Raw genomic sequence first — 26270 nt, 5'->3', positions numbered from 1 at the left:
CGGAACACGGTCCCGGCCTGGGCACCGTTCATCCCGGACACCCCCTTGTGAAGCATCTCTCTTCGGCTTCCTCCGGGAACCCTCGCGTACCGAAAACCATTCGACGCGGGCCGACTTGTCGACGATGATCGACGTCATGTTCCGGCACGCCTTCGCTCTCGCAGCATCCGCCACAGGCGCGGATGCCCCGAAGGCTGCCCTCCTGATCGTCGTGGCCGCCGCAGACGGCGCCCGAAGCTGACCCTTCCCGGACATTCCGGCGGACCCCGCAGGGGGAGGGTCGGCGAGACCTCGGGGTCCCCGTCCCGGCAGCGCCCGTAGTCGCGCCGGGGCCTCACCCAGTACCGCTGAAGAGACTTCGAGGTACCGCCATGTCCAAGACGGCCTACGTCCGCACGAAACCGCATCTCAACATCGGCACCATGGGCCATGTCGACCACGGCAAGACCACCCTGACCGCCGCCATCACCAAGGTCCTCGCCGAGCGCGGGGTCGGCACGTTCGTGCCGTTCGACCGCATCGACCGCGCCCCGGAGGAGGCGGCGCGCGGCATCACGATCAACATCGCGCACGTCGAGTACGAGACCGACACCCGGCACTACGCGCACGTCGACATGCCCGGCCACGCCGACTACGTCAAGAACATGGTCACAGGGGCCGCCCAGCTCGACGGGGCGATCCTCGTCGTCTCCGCGCTCGACGGGATCATGCCGCAGACCGCCGAGCACGTGCTGCTCGCCCGCCAGGTGGGGGTGAACCACGTGGTCGTCGCGCTGAACAAGGCCGACGCGGGCGACGAGGAGCTGATCGACCTCGTCGAGCTGGAGGTCCGCGAGCTGCTCACCTCGCACGGGTACGGCGGCGACTCCGTACCGGTCGTACGGGTCTCCGGGCTCAAGGCCCTCGAAGGGGACCCGCGGTGGACGGCGTCCATCGACGCGCTGCTGGACGCGGTCGACACGTACGTCCCGATGCCGGAGCGGTACCTGGACGCGCCGTTCCTGCTGTCCGTGGAGAACGTCCTCACGATCACGGGCCGGGGAACCGTCGTCACCGGTGCCGTCGAGCGCGGCACGATCCATGTGGGGGACCGGGTCGAGGTTCTCGGTGCCGAGGTGGAGACCGTGGTCACCGGGCTGGAGACGTTCGGCAAGCCGATGGCGGAGGCGCAGGCGGGGGACAACGTGGCGCTGCTGCTGCGTGGGGTGGGACGGGACGCCGTCCGCCGCGGGCACGTGGTGGCCGCGCCCGGCAGCGTCGTGCCCAGGCGGCGCTTCACCGCGCAGGTGTATGTGCTGTCGGCGCGTGAGGGCGGCCGGGCGACCGCTGTGTCGAGTGGCTACCGGCCGCAGTTCTACATCCGTACGGCAGATGTGGTGGGGGACATCGACCTGGGCGAGGCCGCGGTGGCCAGGCCTGGGGAGACGGTCACCATGGCGGTCGAGCTGGGGCGTGACGTGCCGCTGGAGGCGGGTCTCGGGTTCGCGATCCGTGAGGGCGGTCGGACCGTGGGGGCGGGGACCGTGACGGCCGTTCAGTAGGGGGGTCGCTGTGTGTGTGGGGGAGCGCGGGCCGGTTCTCGGCCGGTCGCGCGGTCCCCCACACCCTTCGGGAGCGCTTCGGTGGTCCTCCGGACGAGGGCGGGCCCGGCACAATGGAGGCCGTGAACGAAGCCATACCCGTGTCCCGTGCCATCGATCAGGGCACCGCCAAGCTCATGCCCGACGTCGACCGGGAGCGGGCCTGGCTGTTGACCGTGGACGGAGCGCCGCAGTCGTACGTCGACCTGGACGAGCCGACGCATCTGGAGTTCGAGTACGTGCGGCGCCTCGGGCATGCACTCGACACGGTGGCGGACCCGGGGAGGGCGCTCGATGTGCTGCACCTCGGTGGGGGCGCGCTCACGCTGCCCAGGTATGTGGCCGCCACCCGGCCCGGGTCCCGGCAGGAGGTCGTCGAGTACGACCGGGGGCTGCTGGACCTGGTCGTCGAGCAGCTGCCGCTGCCCGCCGACGCGGGGATCGCTCTGCACGGCGCGGACGCCCGGGAATGGCTCGAAGCGGCCCCCGCGGACTCCGCCGACGTACTCGTGGGGGATGTGTTCGGCGGCTCACGCGTCCCGGCGCATCTGACGACCGTGGCGTACGCGCGGGCCGCCGAGCGGGTGCTGCGCGCGGACGGGGTGTACCTCGCGAACCTGGCCGATGCCGCACCCTTCGCGTTTCTGCGGTCCCAACTGGCCACGCTCGCGACGGTGTTCGAGGAGCTGGTGCTGATCGCCGAGCCGGGGGTGCTGCGCGGCCGGCGGTTCGGGAACGCCGTGCTGGTCGCCGCCCATCAGCCGCCCGACATCGCCGTCCTGGCCCGGCGGACCGCCGCCGACGCCTTCCCGGCGCGCGTCGAGCACGGCCCGGCGCTGCGCGAATTCATCGGCGCTGCCGCACCCGTGCGCGAGAAGGACGCCGTACCGTCACCCGAGCCGCCCGACGGAGCGTTCGGCATCGGCTGAGCCTGGCTCGGCATCGGAAGCCGCGTCGGGTTTCGCCGGCCCACTGCGGCGGGTCAGGTTCCGTACGTCCCGTACGCACAGCACCGCCGCCGTCGCCCCCACGCACAGCGCTGCGCAGCCCCACAGAGCCGCCGTACGCCCGAAGGCGCTCTCCGCCGGACCCGCCAGCGCGGCGGCCAGTGGCACCATCGCCACCGAGCCGAACCAGTCGTAGGCCGCGACGCGGGACAGCTTGTCCTCGGGGATCTCCTGGTGCAGCGCGGTCATCCAGGAGACGCCGAACACCTCGATCGACAGACCGCTGACGAACATGGCGAGGCACAGCACGGTTATCGGCGTCGGGACGGCGAGCGCGGCGGACGGCAGGGCGAACGGGAAGACGCACAGGACGCCCACGAGGAGGAGGCGGCGCGGTTTCCAGCGGGTCATGAGCAGCGCCCCGACGGCGTTGCCCGCCCCGAACAGGCCCAGTGCCAGGCCCCAGGGGCCGGGGCCGCCGAGGCTGTCGTTGGCGACCTGGGGGCCGTAGACCGCGTCGGCGGCGACGATGACCGCGTTCACCAGGGAGAACTGGACGACGATCGCCCACAGCCAGGTGCGGCGGGTGAACTCCCGCCAGCCGTCCCGGAGATCGGCGAGCATGCCGTGGCCCGGTTCGCGCTCCGGTATGTGGCTCACGTCGAGGAAGGCACGCAGGGCGCCGGCGAACGCGAACGCGGCGGCGTCCACCGCGAGCACCCAGCCCGGGCCGATCACGGCGACCATGGCGCCGCCGAGGGCCGCGCCGGTCATGGTCGCGCCCTGCGAGGCGAAGCGGAACAGTGCGAAGGCCCGGCCCGCCTGCTCGGCGGTGACCGAGGAGAGCAGCATGCCCTCGGCCGCCGGGTTGAAGAACGCCTGGCCGGTGCCGCCCAGCGCGGAGAGAAGCATCATCTGCCAGAGGTGTGCCTCGCCGGTGAGCACGAGCACGGCGAAGACGGCCTGGGAGAGACAGTTGAGGCTGTTCGCCGCGACCATCACCCGGTGCCGGGGCAGCCGGTCCGCGACCGCTCCGCCGATCAGCAGGAACAGCACCAGTGGCAGGGTCCGCGCCGCCGCGACCAGACCGACGTCGCCTCCGTCGCCGCCCGCCTCCAGGACCGCGAACGCGGCCGCGATCAGGGCGCCGTTGCTGCCCAGGTTGGTGACGACCGCGGCCGTCGTCAGCAGGGTGTAGTTGCGACCGGCCCAGGCGGGGCGGCGGCGGAAGGCGGCGGGAGTGGTCACCCGCCGACTATCGCCGCCCCGATCACTTCTGCCAAACCGTTTCCGCACGGGACGTGGCCGGATCGGGCCAGGGGAAGACGGCCCCACCGACCCGACCCGACTCGCCCTGCCCCGACTCGCCCTGACCTGCCCGCCCCGGTCCGGTGTCGGCTCAGCCGCCGGTCGGTTCGCCGTACAGCCGTACCGTGCTGAGGATCTTCTGCACTGTCGCGTCCGGGACCTCGTCGTCGACGTCCTTGGCACCGTGGAACGTCCAGGAGACGTAGTCACCGGCCGAGTTCTTGAAGGCGAACGTGGTCGCCTTGCCGTCGGTGTCGCACTTGCCCTTCTCGGCGACACCCTTGGAGTAGGTCGTCGCGACACTGCCCTCGACGCCCGACGTGGTGGTGTACGCCTTGGCCTTGCCGATGGTCATCTTTTTCTTGGAGGTGTCCTTCTGGTCGGTGTAACCGCCGAAGACCCACCACGCCGAGTCGTTGCGGGCGATGTCCTCGGTGCCCTTGGCGCCCTGCTGGCCCTTGGTGCCCACGGCGGCCAGCGAGCTCGTCTCCTCGTTGCCGTCCTTGTCGTCGTCGGACGTGCACCACTTCTCCTTGAGGATGGCGGGTGCCGACATGCCGATGAGGACCGACCCGTCGCCCTTCTCGTCGTCCTCGAAGCCGATGAAGGTGTCGGACGACTGGACGGCCCACTCGGGGGGCACGTCGAAGGCCGTACCCCACTTCGGGTTGACGACGACCTTCCAGCCCGCGACGGTCGGCTTCGCCCCGGCGTCCTCACCGCGCGGGTTGTCCTCGGTGCTCTCGGACGCGGTCGGGGACGGCGAGGCAGTAGGAGCGGACTGCGTCTTCTTGTCCTTGTCGCCGTCGCCGCCGAGGACCAGGAAACCGGTCACACCGGCCGCCACGACGACGGCCGTGGCCGCGATGATCGCGATCAGCTTCGTCCGGTTGCCGCCGCCTCCGCCCGGCGGCACCGGCGGGCCGACGGGCCCCTGCGCGCCCCACTGCGGTTGCTGCCCGTACTGGGCCTGCTGGCCCGTCGACTGGTACCCGGGCTGCTGGTAGGGGTTCGGTTGCTGGTACCCCGGCTGTTGGTATCCCGGCTGTCCCGACTGGTCGTACCCCGGCTGCTGGTACGGGTTCGGCTGTTGCGGTTGGTGCTCGCCCCCGGGCGGCTGCTGCTGTCCTGGCCACATGGCTCGTAACCATAGATGTGCCGGGGGGCGGGGTGCCACGGGAGCCCACGAAGCGCCTTTGCACTCGGGACGAACGGCTCCAAAACGCCCGGGGTCGAGGACTTTTGACCCGTCGCCCCGTGGGTTGCCCGGGGGTGGCCGGATCCTGGCGGAGGCGTACGGAGTGGAAGTGTGTGGAGCGGAGGCGTACGGAGTGGAAGTGTGTGGAGCAGAGGTGTACGGAGTGGGGGCGTACGGAGTGGAGGCGTAGGTTCCCGAGGATCTTCCGCACCGTCGGGTCCGGGATCTTCTCGGCCAACCCCCGTGGGCTCGACGAACGGCCAGGCGGCGGAGCCCCCTTCGGCGTTCTTGAACGCGAACGTTCTCGACCTGCCGTCCGCCCGCCACTCTCGTCCTCCTGGAAGGGGCCCGCATGCCGACGTCGGGCCGGCGACGAGTCGGGGCCGGCAACGGAGTGACGATCACAGGGGCGCCCCTGGCCAGGTGTGGCTACTCGTGGGTAACATCAGGATATGAGCGCAGACCAGATGTCGATCGGCGAGATGCTCGCCGCCACGGTGCCGATGGCCAGGACCCTGAACCTGGAGTTCCTGGAGACCACGCCGGAGAAGGCCGTGGTGGCCCTGCCGGATCAGGGCGAGTTCCACAACCACGTCGGTGGGCCGCATGCCGGTGCGATGTTCACGCTGGGTGAGTCGGCGAGCGGGGCGATCGTGCTCGCCGCGTTCGGCGACCAGTTCTCCCGTGCCGTGCCGCTCGCGGTCAGTGCGGAGATCGCGTACAGGAAGCTCGCGATGGGGCCCGTCACGGCCACTGCCACCCTGGGCCGCCCCGCTGCCGAGGTCGTCGCCGAACTGGACGCCGGACAGCGCCCCGAGTTCCCCGTCACCATCGCCATCCAGCGCGCCGACGGCGCCGTGACGGGCGAGATGACCGTCGTCTGGACACTCCGCCCCAACGCCTGACCCCGGTCGCGCTCCAGCCGCGTCGTGGGCGCCGCCGTCGGCCCGTTCCCGGACGCCCCACACTCGCCCCGCGTGCCCCCGGCCCTCGCCGGCCGCACCTCCCCGCCCTTCGCCTCGCTGCGCGACCCGGACACGGACTTCGGCTTCGGCGCGACCCGGGTCGACGAGGTGCACGACCTCTTCGTCGCTTCGGCTGGAGACACCGCCGAACGCTGGGCAGCGTCGGCCGGCCGCGATCCCGGCCGGGCGAGGCAGGCGCTCACCCCCTCGTGACCGCCTGACGGGGCGGCAACGCGCTGAGCGGGACCATGCGCGGTGAGCAACAGAGCGGTCCGGGGGACAACCTGGAGGACTCCGTCGCCGTCCGAGTAAGCGGGTAGGCTGCCCCGGCGTGCGCTCCGTCGTGAGCGCACGCCGGGGGCCTTTGATCCACTACACGGGAGGAACCGGCTTTGCACGTCCAGGAGTGGCTCGAAACAGTGCCCCCGCTCAGCATCTACCTGCTGGTGGGGCTGGTCATCGGCCTGGAGAGCCTGGGTATTCCGCTGCCGGGCGAGATCATCCTGGTCTCCTCGGCGCTCCTCGCCAGCCAGCACGGTGAGATCGACCCGTTCGTCCTCGGCGCCTGTGCCACCGCCGGCGCGATCATCGGCGACTCCATCGGCTACGCCATCGGCCGCAAGGGCGGCCGTCCGCTGCTGGACAAGCTCAACCGAAGGTTCCCCAAACACTTCAGTGAGAGCAACATCGCCGTCGCCGAGCGCTCCTTCGACCGGTGGGGTATGTGGGCCGTCTTCTTCGGCCGCTTCATCGCCCTCCTCCGTATCTTCGCCGGCCCTCTCGCCGGCGTCCTGCAGATGCCCTACTGGCGCTTCCTGGTCGCCAACATCCTCGGCGGCATCCTCTGGGCCGGTGGCACCACCGCCGTCATCTACTACGTCGGCGTGGTCGCCGAGGCCTGGCTCAAGCGCTTCTCCTGGTTGGGTCTGGTCCTGGCCGTCCTGATCGGCGTCACCTCGATGCTGGTGATCAAGCGCAAGGCGAAGAAGGCGGCGGAGAAGGCGGAAGGGGTCGAGGGGGATCTGGTGACCGCCGCCGACTAGGGCGCTTCTGATGGCTCTTGGTCGGAGATCATCCGGCCGATCGGCGCCGCGCGAGGTGACTCGTGAGGCGCCGGCTGCGTCACCGGACTCGTCCGTAGCCGCTCACGAACGGCTTCAGGAGCCGTCAGAAACGGCCTAGCCGCGCCCACAGGGGCGCGGGGCCGTATCGAAGTGCGGCTCCGAGCGCGCGGGCGCGACCGGTGACGTCCGGCCCGCGGACGGCCTACGCGCCGTACTCCTCCTGCGCTTCCCGGTGCGCCGCGGCCAACTCCGTGTAATGCGTCCCGTTCAAGGTCACCAGCTCCCGCTCCTCGTTGGTGAGCGGCCGCTTCACCTTCGCCGGCACCCCCGCCACCAGCGACCCCGGCGGCACGCGCATCCCCTGCGGCACCAACGCCTGCGCGGCCACCAGGGAACCCGCGCCGATCACCGCGCCGTTCAACACCGTCGCGCCCATCCCGATCAGGCAGTCGTCCTCGACGGTCGCCCCGTGCACCACCGCGTTGTGGCCGATCGAGACCCGCTCACCGATCGAGACCGGGAAGCCGGGGTCGACGTGCAGCGTGCAGTTGTCCTGGACGTTGGCGTCGGCGCCGATGACGATCGGTTCGAACTCGGCCCGCAGTACGGCCCCGTACCAGACGCTCGACCCGGGCCGCAGCGTCACGTCGCCGATCACCACCGATGTGGGGGAGACGAACGCGGCCTCCTCCACATCCGGCTTCCTGCCGCCGAATGTCGTGATCAGGGCCCGCTGCCGGTTCATCGCCGCCTCCTGGTGATGGATGAGGATCAGTCCTCACCCGCACCGTAAGGCATGGCGTGCGCATCCCGTGGGGTGAAGATCACAGCCGAACGGCGTCATGGGTGTGCCGACCGGTGAGTACCGTGAGCGGGTGCCGAAGAGCAAGAACACGTTCTCGTCCTGGCGGGGCCGCCTCGTGCAGCGCGCCGTCCATGCGGGCTGGGCGTGGCTGCAGCGCACGGGATCGGTGACGGCCGACCGGCCCGGCCGCTTCCGCTTCGGCGCGATGGGAACAGGTACCAGACTGGCCTTCCCGCTCGGCACGGTCTTCGGTGAGCCGTGGATCCATCTGGGCTCCCACTGCATCATCGGCGAGCAGGTCACCCTGACCGCCGGACTGATGCCCGATCTGGACCTCGGCGCGGAGCCGATCCTGCGCATCGGTGACGGTGTCGTCCTCGGCCGGGGCAGCCATGTCATCGCCGACACCACCGTCACCATCGGCAGCGACTGCTACTTCGGGCCGTACGTGTATGTGACGTCCACGAACCACTCGTACGACGACCCGCACGAGCCGATCGGCAAGCAGTGGCCGCGTATGGACCCGGTGTCGATCGGGCCGGGGTGCTGGATCGGTACGGGTGCGGTGATCCTGCCGGGGGCGCGGGTCGGGCGGAACGTGGTGGTCGCCGCGGGAGCGGTGGTGCGGGGGGCGGTGCCGGACCACTCGGTGGTGGCCGGGGCGCCCGCGCGGGTCGTGCGGCGCTGGGATCCGGTCGAGGGATGGCAGCCGCCGATCCGGACGCCTGCCCCCGTGCCGATTCCCGACGGTGTCACTCCGGAGCAGCTGCTGGCGTTGGCCGAGTGGGATGCCGAGGAGGCCGGGGAGTCCGCCTAGTGGCTCGCAGTAGAGTTCGGTGAACGTCGGGTGCACCACGGTCTTGGTCACCTCTTGGTTCACCGCGTTGAACTCCTTCAATGAGAATATTGGACGGAATGTGTCGGATCTCGACCTGCTGACCCAGTCCCTGGCGCGGAACGTCAAGCGCTGGCGCACTGAGCGGGGCTTCACCCTGGACGCCCTGGCCGCACGCGCCGGAGTCAGCCGCGGGATGCTCATCCAGATCGAGCAGGCCCGCACCAACCCCAGCCTCGGCACCGTCGTCAAGATCGGTGACGCCCTCGGCGTCAGCATCACCACGCTGCTCGACTACGAGCAGGGCCCCAAGGTCCGGATCGTCCCGGCCGAGCAGGTGGTCCGGCTGTGGCACACCGAAGCGGGCAGCTACAGCAAGCTGCTGGCCGGTGCGGAGGCGCCCGGCCCGCTGGAGATGTGGAGCTGGCTGCTGATGCCGGGCGAGGGCAGCCGCTCGGACCCGCACCCCGTGGGCACGGTCGAGATCGCGCATGTCACGGCGGGCGAGCTGACCCTCACCGTCGAGGGCGCGGAGTATCGCGTCCCGGCCGGTGCGAGCGTCACGTTCGAGGCCAACGCGGCGCACGAGTACGCGAATCAGGGCGATGTGCCCACGGAGATGGTGCTGACGGTGTCGGTGCCGGCCGTGCACTGAGACGTCGGCCTGGCGTCGGCGGGCCTTTGTTACCGTGCGGCCCATGCGCGCACCCATCGGAGACTTCGACCAGGCCACCCCCGCCCCCGACTGCCTCGACGACCTCGTCGGCCCGGTCGCCGACGCCGTACGCGACTGGGCCGGCAGTGTGCCCGCCGACCAGATCCTGTACGTCGAGACGGACCCGGAGTGGGCGGACACCGCGGTGTTCGTCCAGCACTACGGGCAGGAACTGCTCGAACGGTCCGCGAACTGCGTGGTCGTCACGGGCAAACGCGGAAGCGAGTCGAGTCTGGCCGCGTGTGTCGTGCTCTCCACCACCCGCGTCGACGTCAACGGTGTGGTCCGCCGTCGGCTCGGCGCCCGTAAGGCCTCGTTCGCGTCGATGGACACCGCCACCGGGGAGAGCGGGATGGAGTACGGCGGCATCACGCCCGTCGGGCTGCCCGCGCCGTGGCCGGTCCTGGTGGACTCGGCCGTGGTCGACCTGCCGTACGTCCTGGTCGGCAGCGGACGGCGGCGCGGCAAGCTGCTGGTGCCGGGGAAGGCGTTCGCGGAACTGCCGAACGCGGTGGTGCTGGAGGGGCTGGGGGTGGCCTGACCGGCACACCCGGAAGGGCTCCGCGTGCCGGAACGCCGACGCCGGGCCCTGGGTGCATGCCCAGGACCCGGCGGCGTACGGAACAGGGCCGGCCTCAGGCGGCGGCGGTGCCCGCCTTGGCGCTGAGCTGGTTCAGGACCTCGGTGAGACCGGTGACGACCTCGGCGTCGTCGGCCGGGTGGGTCTCGGCGAAGCGGACGACCGAGCTGGGGATGGAGAGCTTGGCGTCCTCCAGGACCGTGGCACCGGCGATGCCGACGGCCTTGCGTGTCTCGTCCTGCGCCCACACGCCGCCGAACTGGCCGAACGCGGTGCCGACCACGGCGACCGGCTTGCCGGAGAGGGCGCCGGCGCCGTACGGGCGGGACAGCCAGTCGATGGCGTTCTTCAGGACGGCCGGGATGGTGCCGTTGTACTCGGGGGAGAAGAGCAGGAGGCCGTCGACCTGGCCGGCGGCCTCGCGCAGCCGTGCGGCGGCGGCCGGGAGGGCGGCCTCGGTGTCGAGGTCCTCGTTGTAGAACGGGACGTCGGCCAGACCCTCGTACAGCTCGATCTCGACGCCCTCCGGGGCGTACTTCACGGCGGCCTCGGCGAGCTGGCGGTTGTGCGAACCGGCGCGAAGGCTGCCGACGAGCGCGAGGATGCGTACGGACATGAGCTGACTCCTAGCAAGGATGTGCACCTGGGGAAAAGCTAAGCGGACCGGGGTCCGTTGAAATTTGTAGCACCTATCCGGACCGGGGTCCACTTGTCTGTGGTGAGCGTTACGCTCCCTTCATGAAAGAGTCGCTGCCGCCCTTCCCGGCGCCTCAGGAACCCGACCCCCTCGACGGACTGCTGGACCTTGCCCCGCCCGCCTCCGAACAGCCCCGACTGCGCGCGGACGCGGCCCGCAACCGGACCCGGCTGCTGGAGGTCGCCGCCCGGCTCGCGGCGGACTGCGGGGCCGCCAACCTGACCATGGAGGCCGTGGCGACCGCCGCCGAGGTGGGCAAGGGCACCGTCTTCCGGCGGTTCGGCGACCGGTTCGGGCTCATGACCGCGCTTCTCGACCACCACGAGCGGGAGCTCCAGGCCGCGTTCCTGACCGGCCCGCCGCCCCTCGGCCCCGACGCGCCGCCCGTCGAGCGGCTCCGGGCCTTCGGTGCCGCCGTCATCCGGCACGAGTACTCCCACCGCGACCTGTATCTCGCCGCCTGCGCGGACGTCTCCCGCCGCCACACCAGCCCGGCGACGCAGCTCCGCCTCGGTCATCTGTGCATGCTGCTGCGCCGCACCGGGACGACGGGCGACATCGAGCTGCTGGCGCAGACCATGCTGAGCTATCTGGACATCAGCCTCGTCGACCACCTGGTGGGGCGGCGGGGGATGCCCCTCGATCGGCTGGAGCTGGGGTGGGGGGACATGGTGGAGCGACTGGTAGTGGCGGCCTAGCCAGGGCTTTGGACGTCAAGGCGGTGAACCGGGCGCGTCGACCGGAGGCGGTGAACCGGGCACGCCAATCGAAGGCGGTGAACGGGCACGCCAATCGGAGACAGGCAAAGCGACCGCTTGGTAACTTGGAGGCGGATGTCGGAGAGCGGCCTCGTACGCCGCGCGAGCGGGAGGGGCCACATGACCGACGAGAACGCCGAGAGCGGGAACAGCGAGTCGGGCGAGGGCGGGAACGACGAGAACGGGCGCCCGGGAATCGTCGGTACCGGCTTCTTCACCTCCGTGGACGACGTCGCCGCGCGGCTCGCCGAAGCGGGATACCTGGCCTCGACGGCCGTCGCCACCACCGTCTTCCTGGCCGACCGGCTGGGCAAGCCCCTGCTGGTGGAAGGCCCGGCGGGCGTCGGCAAGACCGAGCTGGCCAAGGCCGTCGCGCGGGTCGGCGCCGCCCGTCTGGTCCGGCTCCAGTGCTACGAGGGCATCGACGAGTCCCGCGCCCTGTACGAGTGGAACCACGCCAAGCAGTTGCTGCGCATCACCGCCGGGCGCGACGAGGCCTGGGACGACACCCGCACCGACATCTTCAGCGACGAGTTCCTGCTCACCCGCCCCCTGCTGACCGCGATCCGTGGCGACGAGCCGACCGTGCTCCTCATCGACGAGACCGACAAGGCGGACGTCGAGGTCGAAGGGCTGCTGCTGGAGGTGCTCAGCGACTTCCAGGTCACCGTCCCGGAGCTGGGCACGATCACCGCCACCCGGCGCCCCTTCACGGTCCTCACCTCGAACGCCACCCGCGAGCTCTCCGAGGCCCTGCGCCGCCGTTGCCTCTTCCTCCATCTCGGCTTCCCCGACGCCGAGCTGGAGCGGCGGATCGTCCGGCTCAGGGTCCCCGGCCTGGACGACGCGCTCGCCGACTCGCTGGTCCGGGTGGTCGGCGCGCTGCGCGAGATGGAGCTGCGCAAGGCCCCCTCCGTGGCGGAGACCATCGACTGGGCACGCACCCTGCTCGCCCTCGGCGCCGACACCCTCGACGAGACCGTCGTACGGGACAGCCTGGGTGTGATCCTCAAGCACCAGGACGACATCGAGAAGGCCGCGCGGAAGCTGACGCTGGTATGAGCGCCGGGGCCCGTGATGCGGGCACGGCTCCGGGCTCTCTGGCCGAGCGACTGACCGCGTTCGTCAGGGCGTTGCGGGGCCATGGGATACGGATCGGGCCCGGCGAGACCGTGGACGCGGCGGCCGTGCTGGAGGTGCTGGGCCTCACCGACCGGGAGCGGATCCGGGAGGGGCTGGCGGCTGCGCTGCTGCGCGCCGACCGGCAGCGTGCCGTGTTCGACGCGGCCTTCGAGCTGTACTTCCCGCTCGGTGTGGGGGAGTTGACGGGGGCGCGGGGTGCGTCGGCCGGGGACCGGGACGAGCTGCGCGACCGACTCGCCGCGGCGCTGGCCGCGAACGACACGGCCGCGCTCACCCGGCTCGCGGCCGAAGCCGTGGACCTGCTCGGCCGCTACGGCTCCCCCGGCTCGGACGGCTGGTCGGCCCACCAGACGCTGGACCGCCTCCGGCCGCAGACGCTGTTGGCACGGATTCTCGCGGCCTCGCAAGCGGCGGGCGGGGAGGCCGACGCCGGTTTTTCCGGAGCTGGGGCCGGTGGTGGGCCTGGTGGTGGGCTCCGTATGGGATTCGGCGGCGGATTCGCATTCGGGTCGACTGCGGGTGCGGGTGCGGGTGCGGGCTCGGGTGTGGGCTCGGGTCTCGGTTCGGGCGGGTTCACCGATCGGCTGGACGCCGACGAGATCCGGCGCCGCATCGAGGACTTCCGCAATCGGGTGCGTACCGAGGCGCGGCGGCGGGTCGCCGAGCGCCGGGGAGCGGAGATGATCGCCGAGCGGGGCATCGCGCCCAGCGCCGACCAGGTCGACTTCCTCATCGCGAGCCGTGAGCAACTCGTCGAACTACGCCGTACCGTCCAGCCGTTGGCCCGCAAACTCGCGACCCGGCTCGCCGCCCGGCGGCGCAGGGCCGCGCGCGGTCGGATCGATATCCGGCGTACGCTGCGGCGTTCGCTGTCCACGGGAGGTGTGCCGCTGCGCCCGGCCTATCGGCGGCATCGGCCCGCCCGTCCGGAGATCGTGCTGCTGTGCGATGTGTCCGGGTCGGTCGCCGGCTTCGCGAACTTCACGATGCTGCTGGTGCAGGCGATGCGGGATCAGTTCAGCAAGGTGCGGGTCTACGCCTTCGTCAACCGCGTCGACGAGGTCACCCGCCTCGTCACCAACGGCGAGGCCGATCCCGCGGAACTCGGCCGTCGGATCACCACCGAGGCCGCGGTCTCCGGTTGGCACGGCAGCAGTGACTACGGTGCCGCGCTCGGCGAGTTCGCCGAGCGCCACCTCGACGCGGTGGGCCCGCGTACGTCGGTGATCGTGCTCGGTGACGCCCGCACCAACGGGTTCGATCCCAACGCGGCGGCCCTGCGGCGCGTCGTGGCCCGCGCCCGCCGGGTCCACTGGCTGAACCCCGAGTCGCCGGGCCAGTGGGGGACGGGTGACTCCGCCGCCCATGTCTATGCCGAGATCGTCGACATGCACTCCTGCCGGAACGCTCGGCGGCTGGGGGAGCTGGTGACGCGGTTGCTGCCGGTGTGAAGCGTGAGGGGAGGGGTTGGAACTGTTCGCCAAGGAGTGCGCACAAGGTCGAGTTGGCTCGGTCGTGTGATCGTCCGCTTGCGGGCTTGCGGGCTTGCGGGCTTGCGGGCTTGCGGTGCCCTGGGCTGATCGGGCTAACGTGATCGTGCGACCTGGGACACCGGGTGCGGCGTCAGCGTGCGGGCCCCTGCTCCACCAGAGGATGGTTCAGGGCCTCCCCGTCGCCTCTGGCCGTATCCACTTGGCCAGGTCGCGTAGGGAACTGGCCTCCCGGGCCCGGACCACGCACAGGATGCGTGTCGCCGCCCCGGGGTCGAGTACGCCGGGGACCAGCTCGCCCAGGACCGTTCGGGGCGCGCGGCTGAACTGACCCACCCCCGCTCAGTCCACAGGAACGGTGATGCGAGGAGTGGTCCGCCTTGCCGGGTGCGGCGGTCGCTCCCGCGGCCTCTGAGGTCCCTCCCGGCCGGTGTCGATCACACAGAAGCGGTTGCCCTCCATGTCGGCGAGTACGACGAAGTCGGCGTCCTGCGGGTGCTGGTCCCGGTCGACCCGGCGTGCTCCCAGTCCCAGCAGCCGCTCGACCTAGGCCGCCTGGTCCTCCGCGTTGCCCGTTCAGAGGTCCAGATGCACCCGAGGGCGCTCCTGCGCCGGGGTCTCACCGAGGCCGAGGGAGAGCAGGGTGCCGGTGCCCCGCGGATGCACCAGAACGACCCAGTCGTCCTCCGGTTCCTCGCGCGGGTCGTACCCGAGGGCCTCCGTCCAGAACGAGGCAGCCCGCCGTACGTCGGACGCGCTCAGCACCACGGATCAGATTCTCAGCATGGCCCGATTCTCGCCTCTGCGGATCGGTTGCTCTGCGGCGATGCTGGAATCAGACCTCGACCTCAGGAGGTGCGCCCCATGTTCCGCACCGTCACCGTGGGCATCGACGGTTCGCGTGAGAGCCTGGCCGCCGCCGAGTGGGCGGCCCGAGAGGCAAGGCTCCGCACGCTGCCGCTGCGGTTGGTCAATGTCTGGGAGCCGGTTCCCGAGCCGATGGGGCGGGAGCCGATGTTGGGTACGGGGACGAGCCCGGACGGCCAGGGCGGGCGAGCGGGGCCGGCTGCGTCGGGGGAGACGGGTGTCGGGCGGGTGCTGAGTGAGGCGGCCGAGGGGATTCGGCTGCGGCATCCCGACGTCGACATGGGCGTCGAACAGTTGACCGGCCGGGCGAGCGAGGAACTGGTGCGGGCGGCGCACGGTGGGGAACTGCTGGTCCTGGGGTCCCGTGGGCTGAGCGGGATCGCCGGGTTCCTGCTCGGGTCCGTCGGGCTGCATGTCGTCGCGCACACCGAGCGGCCGGTCGTGCTCGTGCGGGCGGGGGAGCGGGCCGTGGACGAGCATGCGCCGGGCTCGACCGGCGTGCCGTCCGCCGTGACGCCGTTCCGGCCCGTCGTGCTCGGTCTGGACACCGTGCAGCCGGACCACACCTTGATCCAATTTGCGTTCGAGGCGGCGGTGGTGCGGGGGGCCACGTTGCGGATCGTTCATGACTGGAGTCCGCCGCCGCACTCCGGCCTTCGGGAGAGGCCTGGACTGGAGGCCGATCTCGATGCCGATGTGGGGCGGGTGGAGGCCGGCACGTTGAGTGAGGTGCTGGTGCCGTGGCGGCGGGAGTTTCCGGGAGTGGAGGTGGTGGAGGAGTCTCGGCGGGGGAAGGCGGCGGAGCATCTGCTGGAGGCGTCTCGGGAAGCGTCCCTTCTTGTGGTCGGGCGGCGGGTTCGGCATTCGCCGGTGGGGGCGCATATCGGTCCGGTGGTGCATGCCGTGCTTCATCATGCGGGGGTGCCTGTGGTGGTGGTCTCGCACGACTGAGGTGCGGGGGACCGGATTGCTCTCCTCGCCCCCGCCGCCCCTACCCGTCCCATCCCCAGGGGCTGCGCCCCTTCTACCCCGCTTCAGGTGTTGTTCGTCGGCTGCGGATGGGTGGGGGCTTGTCGCGCAGTTCCTCGCGCCCCTGAAGACATAAAGACACAAGCCATGACACAAGCCATGACGCCAAGCCAAAGGCACCGGGTGAAGGACAGCAGGAATCAAACGCGCGGGCGCAGCCTCTGTTTTTTCAGGGGGCGGGGGTCAGGCGGGGGATCTCGATCGCCGGGCAGCGGTCCATGATCATGTCCAGGCCCGCTTCTCGGGTTCGGTGGTAGGCCTGCTCGTCGAGCACGCCCAGTTGGAACCAGACCGCCTTGGCGCCGATGCGGGTCGCCTCGTCGGCCACGGGGCCCGCGAGATCGCTGTTGACGAAGACATCGACGACGTCCACGGGGAAGGGGATGTCGGAGAGAGAGGCGTAGCCCTGTTCGCCGTGGACCGTCTCGGCCTTGGGATGCACCGGGACGACGCGCTTGCCGTAACGCTGCAGGACCTCCGCGACGCCGTACGCCGCGCGGTTGCGGTTGTTGGACAGGCCGACGACGGCCCAGGTGTCGCCGAGTTCCGTCAGAACCCTGCGGATGGTGGCGGGGTCGCCGTACATGCCGTCTCCTCTGTCGTGTCGGAGCGCCCGGTCGCGGGGGCTGCCTGCGGCAACAGCGGGCGGTGCCCGGCGATTCCCGGGCCTCGAATACCTTGCCTCGCGTGCGGTCCACGTGGCTCGTTGCCCGGCTCGATGTCCGGAATGCCGTCCTCCGTACTGCGTTCGGCCGTTCCCGCGCCTACGCTCACCCCGTGCTGCGTATCACCGACGCCCGGACCGGCGAGCCCGCCGAGATCCGCAGGGCGCTTACTCGGGTCCATGCCCATGTGCCGGGGGGCGACACCTCGGCCCTGCGCGTTCTGCTGGTCGCCGACGTCCTCGCGCGTGCCCTGGAGATGGGCGGGAGCCCCGTCCTCCTCGTCGCCGACCCGCCCGCCACGCTCCGGGTACGTGCCGACGACCTCGGTATCCGCCCGAGCGAGGCCTCCGGGACGAGAGGAGGGCAGCGGGTGCTGCACGTGGTCGGTTCGTACGAGCCGGCGGGCGGTGATCACGGTGGGAAGGGGGACGGCAACGGCGTTGTCCGTTCCCCCGCCGAGGTCACGGTCGAGGTCGCCCCCGTGATGGGAAGTGAGGAGTCGGCCGCGACGGGCACCGCCCTTCGGCTCGCTCTCCTCAGCCACCACCGCCGGACCCCCGTGACCCTCGACGCCACCGCCCTGGCCGAGGCCGCCCACACGCTCGACCACTGGCGCAAGGCGGTGGCGGCCTGGGCGACGCGGCCGTCGAGGCCGGTTCCCGAGCCCGTCCGACAGACCCTGCGGGACGCCTGGGAGGACGACCTCGACGTGCGCGCGGTGCTCGACGTCCTGCGGGACGTGGAGGGCGCGGAGGACGTGCCGGACGGCGCGCGGTTCGAGACGTACGCCTACGCGGACCGGCTCCTCGGTCTGGAACTCACCCGTGAGATCGGGGCAACGGCATGACCGCGCGCGCCGGAGCGGGCCCGCTGCGCAGACTCGTCGTCCTGCGGCACGCCAAGTCGGCCTGGCCCGTGGGCGTACCCGACCACGAACGGCCCCTGGCACCACGCGGCCACCGCGACGCCCCCGCCGCCGGGTGGGCCCTCGCCGAGACGGACAGCCTGCCCGACCTCGCCGTGTGCTCCACGGCCGTACGGGCGCGCCGCACCTGGGAACTGGCCTCCGCGCAGTGGGGCACACCGCCGCCCGTACGGTACGACGCGCGGGTGTACGCCGCCGATGTGCCGGAACTGCTCGACGTGGTGCGCGCGACCCCCGACCACGTGCGGACGTTGCTGCTCGTCGGCCACAACCCGGGACTGGAGGAACTGGTGCTGGACCTGGCCGGCGACGCCCTCGACGACACACTGGACGACCTACGGACCAAGTTCCCCACCTCGGCGATCGCCTTCCTTTCCTGGCACGGCGCGACATGGGCCGCTCTCGCCCCGGGCACGGCACTGCTGACGGACATGATCGTGGCCAGGGGGAAGTAGAAGACCCGACCGGGAACCGGGGGTGGTCCGGGCCCGGACCCCGGCGGCCCAGCCCCGGTCGATGCCCGCACGGACGGGCGCCGGCCTGCGCATAGGGTGGCCGGATGCAGGACGAGTACCGCACCGTCGCCCGCGCCGGCGTGCACGAGACCGAGGTCAACCGCTCCCGGTTCCTGTGCGCGCTCGCCCCGGCGGCCACCGAGCAGGAGGCCCAGGACTTCGTCGCGGCCGTACGCAAGGAGCACGCCGACGCCACGCACAACTGCTACGCGTACGTCATCGGCGCCGACGCGGCGGTCCAGCGGGCGAGCGACGACGGGGAACCCGGCGGCACCGCCGGCGTCCCCATGCTGCAGATGCTGCTGCGACGGGACATGCGGTACGTAGTCGCCGTCGTCACCCGGTACTACGGCGGGGTCAAACTGGGCGCGGGCGGCCTCATCAGGGCGTACGGCGGCGCCGTGGGCGAAGCGCTGGACGCGCTCGGCGGCATCACGCGCCGGCGCTTCCGGCTGGCCACGGTGACCGTGGACCACCAGCGCGCCGGAAAGGTGCAGAACGACCTGCGGTCCACCGGGCGCGAGGTCCGTGACGTGCGCTACGCGGAGGTCGTCACCATCGAGATCGGTCTGCCCGACGCCGACGTGGACGCCTTCCGCGCCTGGCTCGCCGACACCACCGCGGGCACGGCCGGATTCGAACTCGGGGGCGAGGCATACGGGGACGCGTGAGCGGGATCTCACCCGGTTCGCGGGCACACGCACGGAATACCGATGTCGCGAGGGCACGCGCGCGAAGTCGCCGAGCACGAGAGGGCACACGCGCTGAGTGCCGGTGTCAGGGGCACGCGCGCGTGGAGGGCGGATGCGGGCGGCGTACACGGGTCGGTTCGCCGGTAGCCGCCCGTGATGTCCGACCCGCCTGTTAGGTTCGGGGATCATGAGGCTGCTGCACAAATTTTCGAGGCGCTGCTTACCATAAGCGTGCAGGATGCGGCAAAGTTGCAGGTCAGAGAGTTGTTGTTCGCTCCATGAGAGGTCCATTGGCGGTGCCGGTGCTGGTTGGGTGCTGACCTGTGGGCACCCCTCGTCATCCCTGGTGACCTGTCCCGTGCTGGTTCTGTGCTGGGTGCGGAGGGCTTCGAGTTGCAGGCGGTGGAGCGAGGTCTGGCAGCCGCCCTATTCGCAGTCGCCGAACTGATGGTTTTGGCGAGGCTGCTTCTGGCGGACCGGTTTTCATTTGCCTGCGCCCGCATGCCGAGCGCCAGTGCTGAACAGGTCTCAGCAGGACTGGACACGTCAGACGGAGCATCCGTGTTGGGACGGCAGTCGAAGAATCCACGTTCCGCGTATGGCAGCCCTGTGGCAGATCATCCGCTTCAATTCCGCACGGCCCGGATCCGGGAAATGTGGGGCACACTCTGCGAGCTCTTCCGAGGTGCGCACGCTGTGACCGCAGGGTAGGTGTCGGGGCTGTCAGCAGATTCTTCGTCTGCTGGTGGTACAGCGCTGACGAGCCCCTGAACTGCGGTGAGGTGTAGTAGGTGGCCATTGCGGCTCGGTTGGCCCGCGTATGGTCCGGATCTTGACTGTCCCGTGGCGATCCGTGCGTCGTATGCGCGGTGGCTGCGGGAAGCCGGAAGGGCGACGCCTCAAGGGGGGTGTGTGGGTACCACATGGCACAGGTTGGAAACGCCGTCCATACCGGTCCAGTGAGAGCATGCGGGTCCACGAAAGGCCAGGTCAGAGCGTAGAGGATCGGTGGCGTCGATCCAGTCCGTGACACATTTGTGAGACGCGAAGGCAAGAGGGGCACGGTTCGCGGCGACCGGCTGCGTCTGGGCTTCGGACCGGTACCCCCACCCCGACTTGCATCTGACGTTGGCGTCAGGTTTTAGCGTGGCTGCTGTTGGCGTTCCGCAGCTCCCTGCGGACATCCCCCTTGCCACCAAAGATCTTCCGTGCCTGCTGTGAGCGGGTGCGACCGACAGCAGGAGTACTCATGCGCGCAGCCGTTTACCGTTCGCTCGGCGGCCCGGACGTGGTCGAGGTCGCCGAGGTCGCCAAGCCTGTTCCCGGCTTGAGTGAGGTTCGTATCAAGGTTCAGGCGGCCGCGCTCAACCCGGCCGATGCGGCGGCCTGGGTCGGGGGCTATTACCCGGCTCCGCCGGAGGGGGTCGCCTATGGCCTCGGCTGGGATGTCGCCGGCGTTGTCGACGCCGTCGGCCCGGGTACCCCCTGGACGCCCGGGCAGCCTGCCATCGCGTTCAGTTACGGCTTGCCCCTGGGTCTGAACCGGGGGCAGGCCGAGTACATCGTGGTTCCTGCCCATGCGATCGCGGCGGCGCCCGGGGGTGTCGACCCCGTCCACGCCGCCACCATCCCCCTCAACGGGCTGACCGCTGCCCAGTCCGTCGAACTGCTCGGTATCCAGGCCGGCCAGAGCGTGCTCATCACCGGCGCGGAGGGGGCGGTCGGCGGTTACGCGGTGCAGCTCGCGAAGCGACGGGGAGCGGTGGTCATCGCGACCGACCTCTCGCCCGACGGCGAGTTCGCGAGCAAGGTGGCGGGTGCCGACGTGTACGTGTCGGCGTCGCAGCCTCTCGTCGAGGCCGTCCGCACGGTTCGTCCCGAGGGAGTCGATGCCGTTCTGGACACGGCCAGGCTGGGGCAGGCCGTCATCGGGGCGGTGGCGGACGGCGGCAGGTTCGTGACCACACGGCTCGACGCCCTGCCCCAGGCCGAGCGGGGCATCCGGGTGCTGCTGACGCAGGTCGGCCCGGACGGAGCGATGCTTTCGACACTGTCCGACCTGGCCGCGGCGGGAGACCTGGCGTTGCGCGTGGCGGAGACGTACCCGCTGGAGGAGGTCGCGAAGGCTTACGCCCACATGATCAGGGGTGGGTTCCAGGGGCGTGTGGTCCTCACCATGGAGTGAGTGCGAGGCCCTTTCGTACGGCTGGGACACGGCCGGCCGGGGCGGGCCCGTTCGGTGATGAGGCTCTCGGTGAACCCGGAGGGCGCGTCGCCCTCGTTCATGCACCGCGGCAGGACCTCCCGGACGAGCCTGCTCGACGGGCCGGCGGCGTACAGTTACTGGATCATCCTGGCCCGCTGGACCGAGCCGTCCTGGTAACTCTCGCTGCCCGCCGCCGGTACGCGTGGGGCCGAGCAGGCGCTGCTCCTCATGCTCACGGCGTTACGCACGGCCTCGACTCTTTGCCCGGCCAGTGCCGGGGGATACGGGGGCCCGCCGTATCCGGGCATGGGCAGGATGCAGCAGAATCGTGAACCGGGTGCTCCGCGCGACCACCCCTGTATCGGCAGCCAGTCGTGGAAGACGGTGTGCACGCATACGTCGTTGCCTCATCTCAGCAACGCCTGAGCCGCCCCGCTCGATCCCCAACGGAACTCACGAGTGTCCAGCAACAGCCTCCGGCGCGGAAGGTGCTTCAGGCCGCGCCGACGAGAAGGTGCTGGCCAAGACCATCGCGCACTACGGCCGCGTCGACCTTCTCTGGAGTGACGAGTTCGGCTATGTGGAGGACAACGCCGCATCCGCGGTCACCGCGGCAGTCGTCCGAGCCCTGTCCCGTCGCACCACTCATGCCTTCTCCTGCTGCAACTTCCTTACCGGCGCTGCCACTTGTAGGGCAGAGCGGAGGCCGGCCGGGAACGAGGAGCACCTGCCGGGCCATCGGGGGCACCGGAGCGGGTCAGGGTTCGGGCCGACGCGATCCGCCCGCGCACTCGGGGAGTGCGCGGGCGGATCGCTCACCGATGGTTCACACCAACGGCTACCGAGGCGCGGCTACGGCGTGGGTGTCAACGAGGTGTGTCCAAGGGTGGTCGATCCGTCGCCGTACTCGACGGCGCCGACTTACTGTTGCTCGCTCGGGGTGACCGTGGGTGTCACGGCCGGGGTTCCCTGGCCGACCTTCCAGCTCCAGAGGGTGTACTGCTGGCTGGTGGTGCCGGCCGGCAGTTCGTATTGGAGGACGTAGACGGCGTAGTCGCCGGGTGGCAGGTCGACGTGCTCGTCGGAGCCGGGGCCGGCCCGGTCGCCGACGTGGTTGCCGTCGGTGTCGAAGGCGTAGAGGTCGAGGTTGCTGCCGGGGACGTGGTCCGCGGAGGTGATGGCGAACCGGGTGAAGGGGGTGCCTGCGGGGACGTGGACGTGGTGTTTGACGACGGCGTCGTTGGTGCCCTGACTCATGGTGAAGTCCGCCTGGTCGGTGCCGGTGAGGGTGCCGGTGGTCTTCTCGCCGGTGTAGAGAGACGCCTTCGCGGTCAGTCGCCGTTCCAGTCGGCCCCGGTCTTCAGCGTCGCGGAGTCGCCTCCGGTGACCGTGATCTCTTTCGGGGCGGAGAACGCTACGGAGCGCAGGGCGATCGGGCTGGTGACCTCGTGGTGGCTGTGCGCGTCGCTCCACGTCAGGGACCCGAAGGACCAGGTGTCGTGGGCCGCGCTCGTCCGCTCGAATGCCACCTTGTACGAGGCCGACGTGCCTGGCGCGAGTGTCAGCCGCTTCGGGGTGACCTCGGCGCGGAAGCCCGGCGGGGTCTGGAGCGTCGCCTTGTATGTGGCGGTGTGCGCCGAGACGTTGGTGACCGTGCGTGTCACCGTCTGACCGGCCAGCAGGTCACCGACTGCGATCGAGGGGTAGTTGAGGTCGCTGGGGTCGGTCTTGGTGGCCGTGGCGCAGGCGTCGGTGCCGTCCTGGGTGGTCGGCTTCTGGCCGATCGCGCAGAGGTAGGCGGTCCAGTCGGCGGAGGTGGAGTCGTAGACCAGGCCGGGGTCGGTGGCCCGGGTGACTCGGGGCAGGCCCGCGCCGTAGTCGAGGGGCGAGGCGGAGTCGGCCAGTTCGCGGCCGATGGGGTCGCCGTTCTCGTCGGTGGGTGTGGCCGTCGTCATCAGCGCCGACTTGATCTCCATCGGTGACCAGTCGGGGTGCAGTTGCCGCAGCAGGGCGGCGAGGCCGGCGATGTGCGGGGACGCCATCGAGGTGCCGTCGGAGAAGCTGAACCGGCCGGGGTAATAGCTGGTGCTGCCGGGCACCACGCCCGCCGGGATGGTCTGGCCGAAGGAGGCGATGTCGGGCTTGAGCAGGTCGCCGTCGCTGAAGTGGTCCGGGCCGCTGGAGGAGAAGGAGGCGATCTCCCGGGTGGCCCGGTGGCTGCTCTGGGTGGGCGTGAACCGGGCGGTCGCGCCGGCATGGGAGGCGTATGCGTGGACTGCCTTCGCGTCCTCGAGGTCGAGTTGGATCAGGGGCACCGAGAAGACGTACGGGGGCAGGAACTCGTCGTAGGCCGGGGTGTCGGTGAGTACGAGGCCCTTGCCGCCGACCGCCAGGACCTCGTCCGACTTGTCGTCCTCCCAGATGCCGGCACCGCCTCGGTCGCAGACGATGATCTTGCCCTTCGCCTGGGCCGGATCGAGCGTGCCCGGCGCGCACAGCGCGGCCCGGCCGGCGTCCGAGCCGTCCTTGCGTACGGCGGCTGCCTCGACCAGCGGGGCAGAGCCGGCACCCGGGTTCAGGCCGACGCGGGTGTAGCGGCGGCCGTCGCCGAGGACCAGGGAGGTGATGTACTGGGTGTCGTGCGACGACGCGGCGACCGTCGTGACCCACGGGCCGGTGTGGTGCACCGAGTCGGGGCCGCCGTTGTTGGCGGCAGCGGCGATGAACACGCCCGCCTTGGCCGCGTTGAACATGGCCTCCATGTCGGGCTGCTCGGTGAGTGTGCCGGTGATGGAGAAGTTGATGACGTCGACGCCGTCCGCCACGGCCCTGTCGATCGCGGCCGTGAGGTCCACGGTCGGGCAGCCGAAGCCCGGCCAGCACGCCTTGTAGAAGGCGAGGCGGGCAGCCGGGGCGACACCACTGAGCCTGCCCTCGGCGTTGCTGCCGGGTACCGACGCGGCGACGCCGTGGTTCCCGGCGGCCGTGCTGCTGGTGTGGGTGCCGTGGCTGCTGGTGTCCAACGGCGAGGGGGCGTCTTCGCGGTCCGCGGGGACTCCCGCGCCGAACCACTGTGCGCCGATCACCTTGTTGTTGCAGGTCACCTTGTGCGTGGGGTCATCGCCCGGGTCACAGTCGCCGTGCCACTTCCTGGCGATGGCCCCGGCGTCGGGGCGCGGATTCGGCAGTGCGGCGAACATCGGGTTCGAGGGGTCGAATCCGGTGTCCACGATCCCGACGATCACGCCTTCTCCGGCGTGCTCGGGGCCGCCCGCCTTCGCCCACAGGCCCTTGGCGCCGGAGAGGCCGAGGAGTCGGGGGGTGTCGGGGAACTGGGCGTGGCGGGCCGTACGGGGTGCCTGGGAGCCCGGGGTGTGCGGTGTTCGGACTTCTGCGGGTCCGGTGAGGGCTGATCGCGCGGTGCCCCGCGCCCCTGAAAGACCTTGGCCCTGGGGGCCGCTCACCCCGCCGGAAGGGGTCGGCTGCTGGGCCGCAGGAGCCGTGACCTTGCCGTCGGTCCCGTCCCGGCCATCGGCCACGGTCCGGATGTAGGTTTCCGCCCGGCCGTCCGCCCTCGGCCCATCGTCGGGACCCGTCGACGTCAGCTGAGCGACCGTGTTGCGGGTCACCGAGACGACACCAGGCGTCGAGGCCAGCTTCGCGGCCTGCCGACCGGTCAGTTCGGCGGCGAATCCGCTGAACGTGTAGGAGTAGTCGTAGAGCGTCTCGACACCGGGCACGGCGTCGAGGACCCGCTCCCGACGGTCGTCCAGGTGTGCCACGTACCTCCCGACCGTGGCGGAGTCGGCGTCGAGCCGCTTCCCCGCCGTGGGCGCCGTCCGCTGCAGCCGGGGCAGCCCGCCCTCGTACGCGGCGACGGGTGGGTCGGCGAGCTTGACGATGTAGGTGTCGTCGCCGTAACTGCCCTTGCCCCCAGTGGAGTTGGCGGCAGCGGAGGAGGAGGTGGGAGCGATGACCGCCATGAGGGTCAGGGCTCCGGCGAGGAGGGGCGCGAGAGTGGTGATGGCCGCTCTCGGGCGTATGGGTGTGCGTGTCACTTGTGATCCATATCGATCGGGTGCCGCGGACGAGCCGGGCGCCAGGTGTCCGGGCGCCATCCGCCTCTGCGGCTGTGTGGGGGTGTGCGGGGGCTACGGTGGGACTGTCGAAACCGTGCGCCCGAGGGGGCTCGAACCGTCGCCGTGTTCGACGAGGCCGAGGTACCGCGTGGCCTGCAAAGCAGGCCAGGTCACTTTGAGTCAGGGCCCTCGTCCGCGGCCACCGCCGGGGGTGACAGTGGTGGGGGTGTCGGGTTCGCCCTGGCCGAGCTTCCGGCTCCGGAGCGTGTACTGCGAGGTCTCCCCGGCCGGCACGGCACACGTGGTGAACGCGAGCCCTACGGCCGGGCGGTGGCGCACCCTTGCGTGGATCCTGCGGGTCCAACACCTCGGTCAGCCGTGCCGGCAGGCCCGGGATCTCCTCGGAAACGACGTCGGAACACTCACGGAGTTGGCCAAGGGCAATCGGGATCAGCGATGACGCATCGGCAGGCACGGTCTCTGTCACACTCCGGCTCCGCTGAACTGACAGATCGCCACGAACTGGGGGCGTCACGCGACAACGCCAAAGCCTTGACCCCGAAGAAGCTCATCGAGTGGCTGCAACCAGCAAGCTGACTCCGTCAGAGCCAGAGCGCATCACAGCGTTCACCAGCCCCGGAGCGGTTCAACGGGCGAGAGCGTCGGGCAGGGCTTCACCTATGTGGTGTGGTCCTCAACGGCCTGGATGAGCGCGCCGTCGGGGTCGTAGAACAGGAAGGATCGGATTCCGGGCAAGGGGGACCAGATGTAGTCGGTCTGAACCTCGATACCAGCGGCCTCGACGCGCTTAAAAAGGTCATCGATGTCGGACACTTTGAGCCCCAGCTCCGTGATGCCGGTCGCGCCGTAGCGCAGGTACTCGTCCGGAGCCTTGGTGGTGAACGGGTTGGCCGCCTGTTGCAGTTCCAGCGTCGCGCCGGAGTCGTCGGAGACGAGCACGATCCGGGTCGCCGCGCTCTTCACGCCGAGGATGTCGTCGAGCGTCGAGGTGTCGAACCACTCGCCGGGCTGTGTGACGTCGTACAGCGTGTTCTTGAATCCCAGGAGGTCCTGGTAGAAGGGCAGCGATCGCTCCAGGTCGCTCACCATGATGCAGATGTGATAGAAGGGCACGATTCTCCTCTGTGGGGTGAGGAAGGGGTAGCCGCGGGCACATTGGCCAGGTGGCAGTGACCCAGACCGGTCG

At 70.7% G+C, this 26270-nt stretch carries 26 protein-coding genes and 1 pseudogene; 17 read left to right on the top strand and 10 right to left on the bottom strand.

What is annotated here, in order from left to right; translation table 11 throughout:
• Positions 1 to 371 precede the first annotated feature (371 nt).
• Both tuf and OG858_RS07275 read left to right on the top strand, forming a co-directional pair.
• On the top strand, positions 372 to 1541 hold the full coding sequence (gene tuf, locus OG858_RS07280) for an elongation factor Tu (RefSeq protein ID WP_086749758.1): 1170 nt from the start codon (positions 372 to 374) through the stop codon (positions 1539 to 1541).
• A gap of 122 nt (positions 1542 to 1663) precedes the next feature.
• Positions 1664 to 2509, top strand: coding sequence for a spermidine synthase (locus OG858_RS07275; RefSeq protein WP_086749764.1), 846 nt, complete (start codon positions 1664 to 1666; stop codon positions 2507 to 2509).
• Here the strand turns inward: OG858_RS07275 and OG858_RS07270 are convergent.
• The gene (locus tag OG858_RS07270) at positions 2471 to 3775 is read right to left on the bottom strand and encodes an MFS transporter (protein WP_086749757.1); all 1305 of its coding nucleotides are present in this window, start codon (positions 3773 to 3775) and stop codon (positions 2471 to 2473) included. The two genes, OG858_RS07275 and OG858_RS07270, sit on opposite strands and share 39 nt — an antisense overlap.
• A 151-nt stretch (positions 3776 to 3926) precedes the next feature.
• A complete protein-coding gene (locus OG858_RS07265; protein WP_086749756.1) occupies positions 3927 to 4973 on the bottom strand; it encodes a hypothetical protein in 1047 nt (348 codons plus the stop codon).
• Positions 4974 to 5500: 527 nt separating this feature from the next.
• Here OG858_RS07265 and OG858_RS07260 point away from each other — a divergent pair.
• From OG858_RS07260 to OG858_RS07250, 3 genes are all read left to right on the top strand, one after another.
• Entirely contained in the window at positions 5501 to 5938 is a 438-nt protein-coding gene (locus tag OG858_RS07260) for a DUF4442 domain-containing protein (RefSeq protein WP_319261873.1), read from the top strand.
• A 72-nt stretch (positions 5939 to 6010) separates the two neighbouring features.
• Positions 6011 to 6211: a hypothetical protein gene (locus tag OG858_RS07255; RefSeq protein ID WP_319067452.1), complete on the top strand. Its 201-nt coding sequence runs from the start codon at positions 6011 to 6013 to the stop codon at positions 6209 to 6211.
• 179 nt (positions 6212 to 6390) lie between these two features.
• A complete protein-coding gene (locus OG858_RS07250) occupies positions 6391 to 7041 on the top strand; it encodes a DedA family protein (protein WP_086748780.1) in 651 nt (216 codons plus the stop codon).
• Positions 7042 to 7264: 223 nt separating this feature from the next.
• Here the strand turns inward: OG858_RS07250 and OG858_RS07245 are convergent, their stop codons facing one another.
• Entirely contained in the window at positions 7265 to 7807 is a 543-nt protein-coding gene (locus tag OG858_RS07245) for a gamma carbonic anhydrase family protein (RefSeq protein ID WP_086752524.1), read from the bottom strand.
• Positions 7808 to 7904: 97 nt separating this feature from the next.
• On the opposite strand from OG858_RS07245, the gene OG858_RS07240 reads away from it, so the two are divergent.
• From OG858_RS07240 to OG858_RS07230, 3 genes are all read left to right on the top strand, one after another.
• Positions 7905 to 8684: an acyltransferase gene (locus tag OG858_RS07240; RefSeq protein ID WP_086752526.1), complete on the top strand. Its 780-nt coding sequence runs from the start codon at positions 7905 to 7907 to the stop codon at positions 8682 to 8684.
• A 100-nt stretch (positions 8685 to 8784) separates the two neighbouring features.
• Complete coding sequence (locus OG858_RS07235; protein WP_086752528.1) at positions 8785 to 9357, top strand: helix-turn-helix domain-containing protein; 573 nt, start codon at positions 8785 to 8787, stop codon at positions 9355 to 9357.
• A gap of 43 nt (positions 9358 to 9400) precedes the next feature.
• Positions 9401 to 9958 (top strand): YbaK/EbsC family protein, encoded by a 558-nt coding sequence (locus OG858_RS07230; RefSeq protein WP_327723524.1) that lies wholly within the window; start codon positions 9401 to 9403, stop codon positions 9956 to 9958.
• 94 nt (positions 9959 to 10052) lie between these two features.
• On the opposite strand, the gene OG858_RS07225 is transcribed toward OG858_RS07230, so the two are convergent.
• Entirely contained in the window at positions 10053 to 10613 is a 561-nt protein-coding gene (locus OG858_RS07225) for an NAD(P)H-dependent oxidoreductase (RefSeq protein ID WP_086752532.1), read from the bottom strand.
• A 122-nt stretch (positions 10614 to 10735) separates the two neighbouring features.
• On the opposite strand from OG858_RS07225, the gene OG858_RS07220 reads away from it, so the two are divergent.
• The 3 genes from OG858_RS07220 (at position 10736) to OG858_RS07210 (ending at position 14046) form a co-directional block, all read left to right on the top strand.
• Complete coding sequence (locus tag OG858_RS07220; protein WP_327723522.1) at positions 10736 to 11392, top strand: TetR/AcrR family transcriptional regulator; 657 nt, start codon at positions 10736 to 10738, stop codon at positions 11390 to 11392.
• Positions 11393 to 11572: 180 nt separating this feature from the next.
• Positions 11573 to 12514, top strand: coding sequence for an AAA family ATPase (locus OG858_RS07215; RefSeq protein ID WP_319320540.1), 942 nt, complete (start codon positions 11573 to 11575; stop codon positions 12512 to 12514).
• Positions 12511 to 14046, top strand: coding sequence for a VWA domain-containing protein (locus tag OG858_RS07210; protein ID WP_328545033.1), 1536 nt, complete (start codon positions 12511 to 12513; stop codon positions 14044 to 14046). Before OG858_RS07215 ends, OG858_RS07210 begins: the two co-directional genes overlap by 4 nt.
• A 465-nt stretch (positions 14047 to 14511) precedes the next feature.
• Here OG858_RS07210 and OG858_RS07205 read toward each other — a convergent pair.
• Positions 14512 to 14850: pseudogene (locus OG858_RS07205) on the bottom strand (VOC family protein); the annotation flags it as partial.
• Between the two features lie 99 nt (positions 14851 to 14949).
• Between OG858_RS07205 and OG858_RS07200 the strand changes: the two are divergent.
• Positions 14950 to 15903, top strand: a complete 954-nt coding sequence (locus tag OG858_RS07200; protein ID WP_319067456.1) for a universal stress protein — start codon at positions 14950 to 14952, stop codon at positions 15901 to 15903.
• A gap of 247 nt (positions 15904 to 16150) precedes the next feature.
• Here the strand turns inward: OG858_RS07200 and OG858_RS07195 are convergent, their stop codons facing one another.
• Positions 16151 to 16567, bottom strand: coding sequence for a CoA-binding protein (locus tag OG858_RS07195; protein WP_037704867.1), 417 nt, complete (start codon positions 16565 to 16567; stop codon positions 16151 to 16153).
• 191 nt (positions 16568 to 16758) lie between these two features.
• Here OG858_RS07195 and OG858_RS07190 point away from each other — a divergent pair, with 191 nt between their 5' ends.
• The 5 genes from OG858_RS07190 to OG858_RS07170 all read left to right on the top strand — a co-directional run bounded on the left by OG858_RS07190 (position 16759) and on the right by OG858_RS07170 (position 21161).
• Positions 16759 to 17493: a hypothetical protein gene (locus tag OG858_RS07190; RefSeq protein WP_319067457.1), complete on the top strand. Its 735-nt coding sequence runs from the start codon at positions 16759 to 16761 to the stop codon at positions 17491 to 17493.
• Positions 17490 to 18026, top strand: a complete 537-nt coding sequence (locus tag OG858_RS07185; RefSeq protein WP_086747938.1) for a SixA phosphatase family protein — start codon at positions 17490 to 17492, stop codon at positions 18024 to 18026. The genes OG858_RS07190 and OG858_RS07185 overlap by 4 nt, the downstream gene beginning before the upstream one ends.
• A 104-nt stretch (positions 18027 to 18130) precedes the next feature.
• Positions 18131 to 18757, top strand: a complete 627-nt coding sequence (locus tag OG858_RS07180) for a YigZ family protein (protein WP_086747939.1) — start codon at positions 18131 to 18133, stop codon at positions 18755 to 18757.
• 1270 nt (positions 18758 to 20027) lie between these two features.
• Positions 20028 to 20963 carry an NADP-dependent oxidoreductase gene (locus OG858_RS07175; RefSeq protein ID WP_327723519.1) on the top strand — a complete coding sequence of 312 codons (936 nt, stop codon included), beginning with the start codon at positions 20028 to 20030 and terminating at the stop codon, positions 20961 to 20963.
• Positions 20964 to 21161: a hypothetical protein gene (locus OG858_RS07170; protein ID WP_327723518.1), complete on the top strand. Its 198-nt coding sequence runs from the start codon at positions 20964 to 20966 to the stop codon at positions 21159 to 21161.
• 316 nt (positions 21162 to 21477) lie between these two features.
• On the opposite strand, the gene OG858_RS48095 is transcribed toward OG858_RS07170, so the two are convergent.
• From OG858_RS48095 to OG858_RS07150, 4 genes are all read right to left on the bottom strand, one after another.
• On the bottom strand, positions 21478 to 21633 hold the full coding sequence (locus OG858_RS48095) for a hypothetical protein (protein WP_408059380.1): 156 nt from the start codon (positions 21631 to 21633) through the stop codon (positions 21478 to 21480).
• A 272-nt stretch (positions 21634 to 21905) separates the two neighbouring features.
• Positions 21906 to 22241 (bottom strand): hypothetical protein, encoded by a 336-nt coding sequence (locus OG858_RS07160; RefSeq protein WP_327723517.1) that lies wholly within the window; start codon positions 22239 to 22241, stop codon positions 21906 to 21908.
• Between the two features lie 74 nt (positions 22242 to 22315).
• On the bottom strand, positions 22316 to 25042 hold the full coding sequence (locus tag OG858_RS07155; RefSeq protein WP_327723516.1) for a S8 family serine peptidase: 2727 nt from the start codon (positions 25040 to 25042) through the stop codon (positions 22316 to 22318).
• A 699-nt stretch (positions 25043 to 25741) separates the two neighbouring features.
• The gene (locus OG858_RS07150) at positions 25742 to 26197 is read right to left on the bottom strand and encodes a VOC family protein (RefSeq protein WP_327723515.1); all 456 of its coding nucleotides are present in this window, start codon (positions 26195 to 26197) and stop codon (positions 25742 to 25744) included.
• Positions 26198 to 26270: the final 73 nt, after the last annotated feature.

The sequence above is a fragment of the Streptomyces europaeiscabiei genome (assembly GCF_036346855.1).
GTDB lineage: Bacteria > Actinomycetota > Actinomycetes > Streptomycetales > Streptomycetaceae > Streptomyces > Streptomyces europaeiscabiei.
Note: the sequence above shows the minus strand (reverse complement) of the source record. Positions and strands in the feature narration are given on the sequence as shown.